11 protein-coding genes and 1 tRNA gene are annotated in these 13,767 nt (G+C 61.8%); 7 read left to right on the top strand and 5 right to left on the bottom strand.

What is annotated here, in order from left to right:
- Positions 1-66 precede the first annotated feature (66 nt).
- A complete protein-coding gene (locus tag HA399_RS16915; RefSeq protein ID WP_043331765.1) occupies positions 67-834 on the bottom strand; it encodes an exodeoxyribonuclease III in 768 nt (255 codons plus the stop codon).
- A gap of 86 nt (positions 835-920) precedes the next feature.
- Here HA399_RS16915 and pyrE point away from each other — a divergent pair, with 86 nt between their 5' ends.
- The 4 genes from pyrE (at position 921) to rep (ending at position 5,010) form a co-directional block, all read left to right on the top strand.
- A complete protein-coding gene (pyrE, locus tag HA399_RS16910) occupies positions 921-1,595 on the top strand; it encodes an orotate phosphoribosyltransferase (protein ID WP_107335804.1) in 675 nt (224 codons plus the stop codon).
- 55 nt (positions 1,596-1,650) lie between these two features.
- On the top strand, positions 1,651-2,211 hold the full coding sequence (locus HA399_RS16905) for a YfaZ family outer membrane protein (RefSeq protein WP_043331768.1): 561 nt from the start codon (positions 1,651-1,653) through the stop codon (positions 2,209-2,211).
- A gap of 144 nt (positions 2,212-2,355) precedes the next feature.
- Entirely contained in the window at positions 2,356-2,829 is a 474-nt protein-coding gene (gene trmL, locus HA399_RS16900) for a tRNA (uridine(34)/cytosine(34)/5-carboxymethylaminomethyluridine(34)-2'-O)-methyltransferase TrmL (RefSeq protein ID WP_404325568.1), read from the top strand.
- 99 nt (positions 2,830-2,928) lie between these two features.
- A complete protein-coding gene (gene rep, locus HA399_RS16895) occupies positions 2,929-5,010 on the top strand; it encodes a DNA helicase Rep (protein WP_404325566.1) in 2,082 nt (693 codons plus the stop codon).
- Positions 5,011-5,040: 30 nt separating this feature from the next.
- Here rep and HA399_RS16890 read toward each other — a convergent pair whose 3' ends face one another.
- Positions 5,041-5,535: a c-type cytochrome gene (locus HA399_RS16890; protein ID WP_404325565.1), complete on the bottom strand. Its 495-nt coding sequence runs from the start codon at positions 5,533-5,535 to the stop codon at positions 5,041-5,043.
- A 144-nt stretch (positions 5,536-5,679) separates the two neighbouring features.
- Between HA399_RS16890 and HA399_RS16885 the strand changes: the two genes are divergently transcribed.
- Together HA399_RS16885 and HA399_RS16880 are read left to right on the top strand one after the other, a co-directional pair.
- A tRNA-Arg gene (locus HA399_RS16885) sits at positions 5,680-5,756 on the top strand.
- A gap of 370 nt (positions 5,757-6,126) precedes the next feature.
- Complete coding sequence (locus tag HA399_RS16880; RefSeq protein WP_404325564.1) at positions 6,127-7,632, top strand: coniferyl aldehyde dehydrogenase; 1,506 nt, start codon at positions 6,127-6,129, stop codon at positions 7,630-7,632.
- A gap of 6 nt (positions 7,633-7,638) precedes the next feature.
- Here HA399_RS16880 and rnk read toward each other — a convergent pair whose 3' ends face one another.
- The 3 genes from rnk to typA form a co-directional block, all read right to left on the bottom strand.
- A complete protein-coding gene (gene rnk, locus HA399_RS16875; protein ID WP_404325562.1) occupies positions 7,639-8,052 on the bottom strand; it encodes a nucleoside diphosphate kinase regulator in 414 nt (137 codons plus the stop codon).
- A 259-nt stretch (positions 8,053-8,311) separates the two neighbouring features.
- Positions 8,312-9,202, bottom strand: a complete 891-nt coding sequence (locus HA399_RS16870; RefSeq protein WP_043331776.1) for a WYL domain-containing protein — start codon at positions 9,200-9,202, stop codon at positions 8,312-8,314.
- A 647-nt stretch (positions 9,203-9,849) separates the two neighbouring features.
- Positions 9,850-11,658: a translational GTPase TypA gene (gene typA / locus HA399_RS16865; protein WP_043335760.1), complete on the bottom strand. Its 1,809-nt coding sequence runs from the start codon at positions 11,656-11,658 to the stop codon at positions 9,850-9,852.
- 642 nt (positions 11,659-12,300) lie between these two features.
- On the opposite strand from typA, the gene glnA reads away from it, so the two are divergent.
- Positions 12,301-13,707 (top strand): glutamate--ammonia ligase, encoded by a 1,407-nt coding sequence (gene glnA, locus HA399_RS16860; protein WP_043335758.1) that lies wholly within the window; start codon positions 12,301-12,303, stop codon positions 13,705-13,707.
- Positions 13,708-13,767: the final 60 nt, after the last annotated feature.

Genomic DNA, 13,767 nt, shown 5'->3' with positions numbered 1-13,767 from the left:
GCGAAGGCACATCATGCGACTGGCAGGGTGGCCCGAGGCCGAACGCTCAAGGGGTGACAGCGTGCGTCACAGCTCGAGGTCGTACTCGACGATGACCGGTGCGAACTCGCTGAAGGTGGCATCGGTGTCGATCCAGGCGTCCTTGATGTGACGACGCAGGTTCGGGTCGATGACCTGATAGTCGAGGCGCCAGCCTTCCTGACGGGCGCGCGGCTGGTCACTGTCCAGCGCTGGCCACCAGGAGTACTGGTCGGCATCGCGATTGACTTCGCGGAAGGCGTCGATGAAGCCGATCGGGCCGAAGACCTGATCCATCCATGCGCGTTCTTCCGGCTTGAAGCCCGGCGTCATCTGATTGTCGGACCAGTTGGCGAGGTCGACAGTCTTGTGGGCCACATGCCAGGTGCCGCAGATCATGTAATCACGACGCTTGCGGCGCAGCTTGCTGAGGTATTCCTGATACTGCTCCATGAAGGCGCCCTTGGCAGCCGGATCACTTCCGTCAGGCATCAGGAAAGAGCAGATGCTGAAGCGGTCGTAATCGGCCTGCAGGTAGCGGCCTTCGTTATCGCACTGCTCGAAGCCCAGCCCATACATGATGGCCTTGGGGATCTGGCGGCAATAGAGGCCAACCCCTGAGAAGCCGTCTTTTTCGGCGTCCAGGAAGTAGCCTTCGTACCCTTCCGGGTAGAGGATGCTGTCGTCGAGCTCGAAGCTCTTGGCCTTGAGGTTCTGGATGCAGACGACGTCGGCGTCCTGACTGGCAAGCCAGTCGAGGAAGCCGCGGCTGACCGCTTCTCGAATACCATTGACGTTAACTGTAGCGATTTTCATACGTGGTCCCTGGTTCGTCGCGCCTGTATGATACCCGAGCTTTAGACGATTTGGTAAATGGCTAACGAATTCAAAGGTGATATCGGATGCAGGACTACCAGCGGGAGTTCATTGAGTTTGCCATCGAGCAGGACGTGCTGCGGTTTGGCGAGTTTACGCTCAAGTCCGGGCGGGTGAGCCCCTACTTCTTCAATGCTGGTCTATTCCGCTCCGGACAGGCCCTGGCGCGTCTGGGACGCTTCTATGCGCGTGCCATCGTCGAATCAGGCCTGGAGGCCGATGTACTGTTCGGCCCGGCGTACAAGGGTATCCCGCTGGGTGCCGTGACGGCCGTGGCGCTGGCTGATCATCATGATCGTGACATGCCGTTCACCTTCAATCGCAAGGAAGCCAAGACCCACGGTGAAGGGGGCTCGTTGGTCGGCGCGCCCCTCGAAGGCCGCGTGATGATCATCGACGATGTCATCACCGCCGGTACCGCCATCGGCGAAGTGATGGAGATCATCCACGCCGAGAGTGCCAAGGCGGCGGGCGTCGTGATCGCACTGGACCGTCAGGAGCGCGCTCCCGATGGTCAGGGAGGCCTGAAGGCGAACAGCGCCATTCAGGAAGTGGAGGCACGTTTCTCCATGCCCGTGGTCAGTATCGTGACGCTCGACCAGGTGCTCGAATATCTGGAACAATACGCACAGCAGGAACTGTCTGGGCATGCGGTCGCGATTCGCGACTACCGTGCGCAATACGGTCTCCAGGGCGCCTGAGAGCGTTCATGACCCGCGCAGCATTACCTTCCCAGTCACGTACAGAGGTGCATACATGACAGCTCACCGTAACATTCTCGGCCTTTCGGCAGCCATCCTCGCTGCCAGTCTGTCCGCCCCGGCCATGGCCGGCAACGCTGACCTCAACCTGAATACTGAAGCCGTTCAGGGCGAAATCAATGGCGAGATCGGCAATGGCGTCCAGCTCGGCGGCGGTATCCTGTCCAGCGATGACCACGATGACGTCACGGCCGGTCACGTCCAGCTGCTGGGCACCGAGCGCACCAGCGAATACGACGTGGGCCTCGGCGCACGCTGGAGCCAGTACGACACCGACCACGGTGACGGCGGCGGTCTGGGCCTCGGCGGCTACGGCTACTACTACCTGCCGGGCGCACCGCGCGTCTCGCTGGGTGGCTACGGCTACGTGACCCCGGACGTGGCGACCAGCAACGACCTCGAGCACAGCTACGAATACGGCCTGCGCGCACGGTATCAGGTCATCGACAACGTCGAAGGCTATGTCGGCTACCGCAAGGTGAAGGCCGACTTCGAGAACCGTGACGAACGCACGCTGGATTCCGGCCCGCTGGTCGGCATGCGTCTGCAGTTCTGAAGGTGGTTCTCGGCAACGCGTGCTCCGCGTGAGTCACGCATTGCGGTAAGATGGCGGGCCCTTCGGGGCCCGCTTTGCGTTGTCATGGCCAGGTGAGCATCGCCGGCCAGCCCCCTGTTTTCGCCTTCTGCCGCGAGTCTGCTCATGCTCGATATCGTGCTCTATCAGCCCGAGATTCCGCCCAATACCGGCAACATCATCCGGCTGTGTGCCAACACCGGTTACCGCCTGCATCTTATCGAGCCGTTGGGGTTCGAGCTGGATGACAAGCGCCTGCGCCGTGCCGGTCTCGATTATCATGAGTGGGCACATGTGCAGCGCCATGCCAGCCTCGATGATTTCGTGGCGAGCGTGAAACCTTCGCGGGTCTTCGCGCTCTCGACGCGTGGGCGCACCGCGCCGCATGAGGCCAGCTTCCAGGCCGGTGATGCGCTGGTGTTCGGCCCCGAGACCCGCGGCCTGCCACAGGCGATGCTCGACAGCCTGCCCCGCGAGCAGGTGTTGCGCCTGCCGATGCTGGCCGACAGCCGCAGCATGAACCTGTCGAATGCCGTCGCCGTGGTCGTCTATGAAAGCTGGCGTCAGCTCGATTTCGCCGGCGCCGCAATGCTCGATTGATCGGCCAGCCCTCGACTGATCGGCCAGCCCTCGATTGACCGACCATCGCCCGCGTGAGATGCATTTCCGCTCCCTTTCTTCGCCCAGCAGGACACCGTGATGACCGAGATCCGTGATCGCCTCGCCAAGCTCAACCTCCGCCAGCAGGAAGCCGTGCGCGCCATCGATGGCCCCTGTCTGGTGCTGGCCGGTGCCGGATCAGGCAAGACCAGCGTGATCACGACTAAGATCGCCTATCTGGTGCAGGAATGCGGCATGAAGGCACGCAACATCGCCGCCGTGACCTTCACCAACAAGGCGGCGCGCGAGATGAAGGAGCGTGTCGGCAAGATGCTCAAGGGCCGCGAGGGCCACGGGCTGATCGTCTCGACCTTCCACACCCTCGGCCTGACCATCATCCGCGGCGAGCTGAAGACACTGGGCTACAAGCCGGGCTTCTCGCTGTTCGATACCGATGACGCCAAGGTGTTGATCAAGGAGCTGATGCACAAGGAAGCCGACACCGACGCCGAGCAGATCAACGCGGTGCAGAGTCAGATTTCCACCTGGAAGAATGACCTGATCCTGCCCGGGGCGGCGCTGTCGCATGCCGAGGATGAAGACGCCCAGTACGCCGCGGTGATCTACGAGGCCTACAACCGGCACCTCAAGGCCTACAACGCGGTCGACTTCGATGACCTGATCCTGCTGCCGGTGGTGCTGTTCCGTGATCACCCCGAGGTGCTGGCGCGCTGGCAGCGGCGCATCCACTACATGCTGGTCGATGAGTATCAGGACACCAACATCAGCCAGTATCTGCTGGTGAAGATGCTGATGCAGGAGCGTCAGACCTTCACGGTGGTGGGCGACGATGACCAGTCGATCTACGCCTGGCGCGGCGCGCGCCCGGAGAACCTCGTCACCCTCGGTGAGGACTTCCCGCGCCTGAACCTGATCAAGCTGGAGCAGAACTATCGCTCCACCGGCATCATCCTGCGCGCGGCGAACACCCTGATCGCCAACAACCCCCACGTCTACGACAAGACGCTGTGGTCGCAGATGGGCGATGGCGACCCGATCCGCATCATCATGAATCGCAACGAAGAGGCCGAGGCCGAGCGTGTGGCGGGCGAGATTCTCACGCGGCGCATCAAGGAAGGCGCCGAATGGCGTGATTTCGCGGTGCTCTATCGCGGTAACTTCCAGGCACGCCTGCTGGAGCTGAAGCTGCAGCACTACCAGATTCCCTACAAGCTCTCCGGCGGCACCTCCTTCTTCGGGCGCAACGAGATCAAGGACGCGATGGCCTACCTGCGTCTGCTGATCAATCCGGCGGATGACAACGCCTTCCTGCGCATCGTCAACGTGCCGCGGCGCGAAGTCGGGCCGGGCACGCTGGAGAAGCTGGCCAACTACGCCACCGGGCGTGGCGTGTCGCTCTACGCCGCCTGCAGCGAGATGGGCCTGCGCGAGCAGCTGAGCGAGCGTGCGCTGGACCGCCTCGGCCGCTTCACCCACACGCTGGACCGCGTGCGCCGCGAGATGGACGCCGGCCAGTCGATCAGTGCCATCCGCGAGCTGTTCCGCGAGGTGGATTACGAAGGCTGGCTATACCAGAACGCCAGTGCGCCCAAGATCGCTGAGCGGCGCATGGCCAACGTCTGGATTCTGGTCGATCAGCTCGAGAAGTCGATCAGCGGCAATCCGCAGGAAGAGGTGGAGGAGCTGGAGGGCAGCGAGGCGATGATCGGCGATACCGAGACCGGCGATGTCGCGGCGGCCATCTCACGCCTGGTGCTGCGCGACATTCTCGAGCAGCAGGCCGAGGAAGATGACTCCGACCGCGTGCAGCTGCTGACGCTGCATGCCTCCAAGGGTCTGGAGTTCCCGCATGTCTACGTGCTGGGGCTGGAGGAAGACTTGCTGCCGCACCGCAACTCCATCGAGATGGAAACGGTGGAGGAGGAGCGCCGCCTCGCCTACGTGGGTATCACTCGTGCCCGCCGTACGTTGGTGCTGACGCTGGCGCGCCAGCGCAAGACCTACGGCGAGATGATGGACTGCGTGCCGAGCCGCTTCCTGGATGAGCTGCCGCCCGAAGACCTCGAGTGGGAAGGGCGGGCCGACAAGCCGCAGGATCAGGAGAAGAAAGTGGCCCGCGGGCGGGATGCCATCGCGGGCCTGCGTTCGCTGCTGGGCTGATGTTTACTGTCGGGTACTGTGCGCTGAGACTCAGCGCACGGAGTCGAGCAGGTAATCCACCGCGGCCTTCACTTCCTCATCGGAAAGCGCCGGGTTGCCGCCCTTGGCCGGCATGGCATTGAAGCCTTCGATGGCGTGGGTGTAGAGCGTCTCGTCGCCCTTGGAGAGGCGGCCTTCCCAGTCGCCGGCCTCGCCCAGGCGCGGGGCACCGGCGGCGCCAGTGGTGTGACAGGCCATGCAGATGCCACCGTAGACCTTCTCGCCGTCTATCGCGCTGGCGGCACTGGCTTGCCCGCCAGCGCCGCTGTCCGTCGGCTGCGAGCTCGCTGCCGAGCCATCACCGGCGCAGGCATCGCCCTTCACGCATAGCTCGCCCACCGGCTTGAGCCGCTCGGCAATCGCCTCGCGGGAGTTGTCTGCGGCCTGTGCGGACGCGCTGACAAGCACGCTGAACAGCATCGCGCTCAACGAGAGTGACAGGGAAGAGCGCTTGAGGGGAAAAGCAGCTGGCCGGCGAGCTTGCATGGCGTGCACCTTTTGGGGCTGTGTATCGAGCCAGTATAGCGCTCGCCGGAGGCGCAGCAACCGCGTGGCTGGCGGGATATCTCGACATCGTAGAATCAAGACGTTACCATAAGCGCGCCTCGGTTCACTGCAACCTTGGCATGCGCGCCCATAGCTCAGCTGGATAGAGTACTGCCCTCCGAAGGCAGGGGTCGCAGGTTCAAATCCTGCTGGGCGCGCCAACGAATTCCCGTCACCGGCGCCATCGCCGGTCGACACCCGAAAAGCCCTCGTACCTCACGGTGCGGGGGCTTTTTGCATTGCGGCGCGCAGCAGCGGCGCAGGCGACTTTCTTTGACGTCATCAAACGAGTGTTCTAAAACGGGATGAGCCACGCCGGTGATTCTCCTCGCGCCGGTCGCTACCGACTGGTACGCCATACTCGTGGCTGTCTGCCTTCGCTGCTGGCTTCGCCGGCCCTCACTGGATGTTCTCATGACGACTGCCGCCCCTGTTGATCCTGCTTCGCCTGAATCTGCTACCTCGTCTGCTGTCTCGTCTGCTGGCTCGTCTAATGAGAGCAGCGAGGCTGCTACCCGGGAGATCACGCGCATGCAGGCGCTGCTGGAAGACCAGCGCGCCGCCTACGGCCTGTCGCCGATGCCCAGCGCCAACGAGCGCCAGGCCTGGCTGACTTCGCTGCGTGATGCACTCAAGTCACACGAGGAGGCCTTGATCGCGGCGATCAGCGCCGATTTCGGTCACCGCAGCGCCCATGAGACGCGTCTGGCCGAACTGGTACCGAGCTACGAGGGCATTCGTCATGCACGCCGTCACCTGAAAGGCTGGATGAAGCCCTCCAAGCGCCATGTCAGCGCCGCCTTCCAGCCGGCCTCTGCGCGCGTCGTCTATCAGCCGCTGGGCGTGGTCGGCATCATCGTGCCCTGGAACTATCCCCTCTATTTGGCGATCGGCCCCTTGATCAGCGCCCTGAGTGCCGGCAATCGGGTGATGATCAAGATGAGCGAGTTCACCCCCGAGACCGCCGAGGCGCTGCGCGTGATGCTGCTCGATGCCTTCGATGAGGTGCAGGTGGCCGTGGTGATCGGTGAGGCCGATGTGGCGGCGGCCTTCTCGGCCTTGCCCTTCGACCACCTGCTGTTCACCGGCAGCACGGCGGTCGGCAAGCATGTGATGCGCGCCGCGGCGGACAACCTGACCCCCGTGACGCTGGAGCTGGGCGGCAAGTCGCCGGTGATCATGTCGCGTGAACTGATGGCGGATGAGGCCCAGCGTCGTGAAGCGGCGGGGCGGCTGGCCTTCGGCAAGGGCATGAACGCCGGCCAGACCTGCGTCGCGCCGGACTATGTGCTGTGCCGTGACGACCAGGTCCCGCTGCTGGTCACGGCACTGGGCGAGGCCTTCCAGCGCTTCTATCCGCGCTTCTGCGAGACGCAGGACTATTCGCGCATCATCAATCAGCGTCAGTACCAGCGCTTGCGAGAGGTGCTCGAGGACGCCCTGGCGAAGGGTGCGACACTCAGGCCTCTGGTCGACAGTCCCGACTGGAATGACCCGGAGCTGGTCGAGAAGCGTCTGATGCCACCGCTGGCGTTGCTCGATGTGACGGATGAGATGCGCGTGATGCAGGAGGAAATCTTCGGCCCGCTGCTGCCGATCGTCGGCCTGGCGGACCCGGGGGCAACGGATGAGGCGGAGGGCGAGACGAGTGTGAAGGGCAAGTTGCTGGAGGCACCGGCGGATACGCTATGCGTCGCGATGGCCTATGTGAACGCCCGGCCCCGGCCGCTGGCGCTTTATTACTTCGGCCACGACAAGCATGAACAGCAGCGGGTCACCGAAGGCACGCATGCGGGCGGAATGTGTCTGAACGATACCCTGCTGCATGTGGCGCAGGATGACATGCCGTTCGGCGGTATCGGGCCGTCCGGGATGGGCCATTATCATGGCAAGGAAGGCTTCCAGACGCTCAGCAAGGCCAAGGGAATCTTCGCCAAGGGACGCATGAATGGCGCGCGACTGATGTATCCGCCCTATGCCGACGGGCCGACAGCGCGCGCCATCCATGGTCTTATCCGCCGCCTGCTGATGCGCTAGGCGCTGTCAGCGGTGCAGGTCGCCGGCACTTTCCGGCTGGTAATGCAGCGCCTCGATACGCACCTCGTGCAGGCTGCCATCCGGCAGCCGCCACTCGATGAGGCTGCCGACCTTGAGGCCGAGCAGGGCAGCTCCCAGTGGCGCCAGCACCGACAGGCCATCCTGCTGGCCGGGCAGCGCGTGCGGATAGACCAGCGTGCGCACCAGAGTCTGCTGGCGGGTCAGGTCCGTGAACTTCACGCGGCTGTTCATGCTGACGATATCGGCGGGCACCTCGTGAGGCTCGACGACCTCGCCGCGCTCCAGCTCATCCTCAAGCTGTTCTGCCACCTGACGGTCGGCGGCGGCAACGCGATCAATCAGGCGCTCGAGGCGTTCGGCGTCCAGACGATTGATGATGATCGAGGGAAGTGTGGCCATGAGACCTCCTGTCAGTCGTGGTGTCAGCCCCTTGCGAGCAAGGCCTTGCTGGACACCAAAAAAACAGCCCTCCGCCGGGAAGGGCGAAGGACTGTGTGCAGAAGTCATCATATAAACTTCGCTCGGCGATGGATAGCCCATTCAGGCAACTGAGGTCAGCGCGAGGGCAGACCCGCTCACTCCCGCGTCAGGCGCTGGAGCTGACGAACAGCCAGTCAGTGATCTCGTCGCGATTGAGCACGACCAGCTCACTCCCGCGTCAGGCGCTGGAGCTGACGAACAGCCAGTCAGTGATCTCGTCGCGATTGAGCACCACCAGCTGCTGGGCGCGCGGAGACTCTTCCAGATGGTCCGGATTGATGCCCAGCTCGCGCAGGACGTACTGCACCAGAGCGCCGCGTGTCGGCAGGTGCAGCTCGCCATCCACCATGCCGTGGTCCTGCTCTATCAGGCCGCGCTCGGCGGGCGTCAGGCGCGGATCGGCGCCCAGCTTCAAGGTGACTCGCGTCTCCCAGCCTTCATCGCACTCGCGCTGGCTGCCCTCGAGGGCTTCACCGAACAGCTCCGGCACCGCGCGGAATCGAGACAGCACGAAGTCACGAAAAGCCCGGTTCTTCTCGCAGAAGGCGCGCACATGCCAGCGGCCAGCGGCGTAGACCAGCGTATGCGGACACAGGATGCGCTCCTCCCCCTGGGGAGAGTTGAGAGAGGCATAGGTCACTTCGAGACGCGCGCCCTGACTGGCGGCTTCGATCAAGGCCCTGACCACCGGCGGACTGGCGCTGCGTGACGGCAGGCGCAGGGCCTCGGTGTTTGCCTGGCCTAGCCCCAACCCGGTGAAATGCGGATTCAGATTGTCGTGATTGCCCAGCAATTGCAGGTATTCATCGACCTCACCCCGCGTCAGCATGGGGCAGAAATTCGCCGACGGACGGTAGCCCTTGATGACGGGGTCATACTCGAGATTGTTCTCGGCGACCGTCTCGCGGTAGGTCTTCATGACGCGCGAGGCTTGTTGTCTGGCGATACCGAAGGCGTTGCCCAGATGGCGCGAAGTGACTCGCCCCTCCCACAAGGCGATGATCTCGATCAGGCGGTAACGCGCCAGCGTGTCCCATGGCAGGACTTCGAGGCGTTGCTTGATGCTCATTGCTGAATCCTTTCATACGGGTCTTCTGGAGCGTATTCGTGACGCATTGCACACACCGGGCTTGGCAATGGCGACACATGGCGAGTGCTCACGAGGATCGGTAAGAGGACCCTGCTCCGGGTGGCGTGTGGCGAACAAGTCTTCGTTAACTGCAGGATATGCATAAAGAAAGCTCCGGCAGAAGATACCTGCTCCGTTGCGTTGACCCTAGTGACTGCGCATCGACGTCTCGTTTTTGCGTCGTCCAAACGCGACGCATCATTAGAATTCGACGATTTATCCTCGCTCGGTGACGTGTGATTGCGCGCTATCAATAGATCAAGACATTACGTTGCGCAGGGGCGTTGGCCGCGTGTGGCATGCTCTGAATGAAGACGCTATATGCGCAACACGAATATGCCTCATATAACCCTCATTTAAGTGTTAGAGATGCCTCAGGCCAAGGTATCGCGCAAAGTTCCCTTATTTTGCGAGCCCTAATAGCGACGCACTTCCTGCAATGACATTCATAAGTATTAGAGAGATGGTCATGCTGCCCTTTGCGGCAACAGCGAAAAGTGCTCAAACGCAAAAGACCCGCCGAGTTGGCGGGTCTTTTGCGTTTGAGCACTCCCCCTGCCATCAGGCAGGGGGCAGGCTGGGCCAGCTTACTTGCTGGCGCGCTTGCGCTCGTTCTCTTTCAGGTACTTCTTGCGGATACGGATGTGCAGCGGAGTGACTTCCACCAGCTCATCGGAATCCAGGAACTCGATCGCCTGTTCCAGGGTGAAGCGAATCGGCGGCGTCAGCACGATGTTTTCATCGTTGCCGGTAGAACGCATGTTATCGAGCTTCTTGGCCTTGGTCGGGTTCACGACCAGGTCGTTGGCGCGGTTGTGGATACCGACCAGCATGCCTTCATAGACTTCGGTACCGTGACCGATGATCAGCTTGCCACGTTCCTGCAGGGTGTACAGGGCGTAGGACAGCGCCTTGCCCGGCACCATGGAGATCATGACGCCGTTGCGACGCTCGACGCCTGCGCCTTCCTTCAGATCACCGTAGTGATCGAAGCGGCTGGTCAGGATGCCGGTACCGGAGGTCAGGGTCAGGAACTGACCACGGAAGCCGATCAGACCGCGAGACGGGATGATGAAGTCCAGACGCACACGACCCTTGCCATCCGGGTTCATGTTGGTCAGCTCGCCCTTGCGGTAGCCCAGCTCTTCCATGATGGAGCCCTGGTGCTGCTCTTCACAGTCGATGATGACTTCTTCGTACGGCTCCTGCTTCTTGCCGTCGATTTCCTTGATGATGACTTCCGGACGGCCCACGGCCAGTTCGAAGCCTTCACGACGCATGGATTCGATCAGAACGGAGAGGTGAAGCTCACCACGACCGGAGACGACGAACTTCTCCGGAGTCTCGCCCTGTTCGACGCGCAGTGCGACGTTGTGGATCAGTTCCTGGTCCAGACGCTCACGGATGTTGCGGCTGGTGACGAACTTGCCGTCCTGACCGGCGAACGGAGAGTCATTGACCTGGAAGGTCATGGAGACGGTCGGCTCATCGACGGTCAGCGGCGGCAGCGCCTCGACAGTGGCGGTGTCGCAGATGGTGTCGGAGATCGCGAGGTTCTCGATACCGGTGATGCAGACGATGTCGCCGGCAGTCGCCTTGTCGGTCTGCACGCGGTCCAGACCCATGTGAGTCATGACCTGGCCGATCTTGCCCTTACGGACAGCGCCTTCCTTGGTGATGATGGAAACCTGCTGACCCGGGCTGACGGCGCCGCGCTTGATGCGACCCAGACCGATGACGCCGACGTAGCTGTTGTAGTCCAGTGCGGAGATCTGCATCTGGAACGGACCGTCCAGCTCGACCTTCGGCGGCTCGACGATGTCGACGATGGACTGGAACATCGGGTCCATTGTGTCTTTCAGGTCTTCCGGATCCATACCGGCAATGCCGTTGAGGGCAGAGCAGTAGATGATCGGGAAGTCGAGCTGCTCGTCAGTCGCGCCCAGGTTGTCGAACAGATCGAAGATCTGGTCAACGACCCAGTCAGGACGAGAGCCCGGACGGTCGATCTTGTTGACGACGACGATCGGCTTCAGGCCCTGGGCGAATGCCTTCTGGGTCACGAAGCGAGTCTGCGGCATCGGGCCATCGACGGCATCGACCAGCAGCAGCACGGAATCGACCATGGACATCACGCGCTCGACTTCGCCACCGAAGTCAGCGTGCCCAGGGGTATCCACGATGTTGATGTGGTAGTCGTTCCACTGGATCGCGGTGTTCTTCGCGAGAATGGTGATGCCGCGCTCTTTTTCCTGGTCGTTGGAATCCATGATGCGTTCCTGACCCTCGGCCTTGCGGTCCAGGGTGCCAGACTGACTCAGGAGCTTGTCGACCAGGGTAGTTTTACCGTGGTCAACGTGGGCGATGATGGCTATGTTGCGAAGTTTCTCGATCACGACGGGAACCTGTGCGGAAAATGGGCGCTCGCGTACCGGGCGCTTGTGATTTGGGGCGCATTATAGGGGGCATGGCATGCCTCCTGCCAGCATCGTGCATTCACGAGGCGAGTCAGCGAGTGCCTTCAATTGGCCTGAAGTGCCCAAATGGTTGTCTCTCAAGTCTTTTCCGCGCCCTTGTCGCGGATGAAAAAAACTTGTGAGTCGAGGCAAACATGAGGATGAAAGGAAGAAATGACCGCAATGTGATGCTGACGTGATCATCGGGTGTGAGCGGAAAAATTCCCGGGATTCAGCACTTTGCACCAATGTGGAGCAATGGCGTTTTTTGGTGCACTCAAATGATGAATCTGCACTGCGCGGCAAGAATTTTTGCACCTTGTCGGCCCATCTTTGGTCGGGTTTTCGTGCTGCATGCATGAAGATGGTGATGTTTTTTTTCAGCATATTCATGAGCTTACTGAAATGAGCGATGCGGCGTGCGCCATTCTGGCACGCTCGCTGCATTGTTAGAGCATCCTGTCTGATGGCTGGCATAACGACGCCGACCATGAGAGAAAAGGCTTACAAAATAGAGCAATAACCCCAGACAACGCTGACACCAACTGTAACCAGAGCCGCCGGCTCCATCGGAGAATTACCATGGCTGAGAAGACACTTGCCCTGATTGAAGAACACGAAGTCAAGTGGGTTGATCTGCGCTTCACCGACACCAAGGGCAAGGAGCAGCACGTCTCCATCCCGGCGCGTACAGTGGATGAGGAATTCTTCGAGAACGGCCAGATGTTCGATGGTTCCTCCATCGAAGGTTGGAAGGGCATCAACGAATCCGACATGATCCTGATGCCGGACGACGGCACTGCCTTCCTCGACCCGTTCACCGAAGACACCACCCTGGTGCTGCGTTGCGACGTCATCGAGCCGGCCACCATGCAGGGCTATGAGCGCGATCCGCGTTCCGTCGCCAAGCGTGCCGAGGAATTCCTGAAGTCCACCGGTCTGGGCGACACCGCCTTCTTCGGTCCGGAGCCGGAATTCTTCATCTTCGACGAAGTGCACTGGAAGAACGAGATGAACGGTTCCATGTTCAAGATCTCTTCCGAAGAAGGTGCCTGGGCGACCGATTCCACGCCGGAAGGCGGCAACCTGGGTCACCGTCCGCGTCTGAAGGGCGGCTACTTCCCGGTCCCGCCGATCGACAGCTTCCACGATATCCGTGCTGCCATGTGCAACACCCTGGAAGCCATCGGTCAGGAAGTCGAAGTTCACCACCACGAAGTGGCGAACGCCGGCCAGAACGAGATCGGCGTCAAGTTCAACACCCTGGTCAAGAAGGCCGATGAGGTTCAGGAACTCAAGTACGTGATCCACAACGTGGCTCACGCCTACGGCAAGTCCGCGACCTTCATGCCCAAGCCGCTGGTCGGTGACAACGGTTCCGGCATGCACGTTCACCAGTCCTTCTGGAAGGATGGCGACAACCAGTTCGCCGGTGACGAGTACGCGGGTCTGTCCGAAATGGCCCTCTACTACATTGGCGGCATCATCAAGCACGCTCGTGCCCTGAACGCCTTCACCAATGCGTCCACCAACTCCTACAAGCGTCTGGTGCCGGGCTTCGAAGCGCCGGTCATGCTGGCCTACTCTGCCCGCAACCGTTCCGCTTCCATCCGTATCCCGTACACCGCCAGCCCGAAAGGCAAGCGTGTCGAGGCGCGTTTCCCGGATCCGACGGCCAACCCGTACCTGGCGTTCTCCGCGATGCTGATGGCCGGTATCGACGGTATCAAGAACAAGATCCACCCGGGCGACGCGATGGACAAGAACCTCTACGACCTGCCGGCCGAAGAAGCCAAGTCCATCCCGACCGTGGCCGAGAGCCTCGAACAGGCCCTGACCGCGCTGGACGGCGATCGTGAGTTCCTGACCCAGGGCGGCGTCTTCACCGACGACATGATCGATGCCTACCTCGAGCTGAAGGGCGAAGACGTCCAGCGCCTGCGCATGGCGACTCACCCGCTCGAATTCGACATGTACTACAGCGTCTAAGTACTGCAGAGGTTGAGGCAGCCATTCGCTAGCCACGCCATCTGACGGAGTGCCTTCCCG

This window comes from Cobetia sp. UIB-001 (genome assembly GCF_044789135.1).
GTDB classification, from domain to species: domain Bacteria; phylum Pseudomonadota; class Gammaproteobacteria; order Pseudomonadales; family Halomonadaceae; genus Cobetia; species Cobetia amphilecti.
Note: the sequence above shows the minus strand (reverse complement) of the source record. Positions and strands in the feature narration are given on the sequence as shown.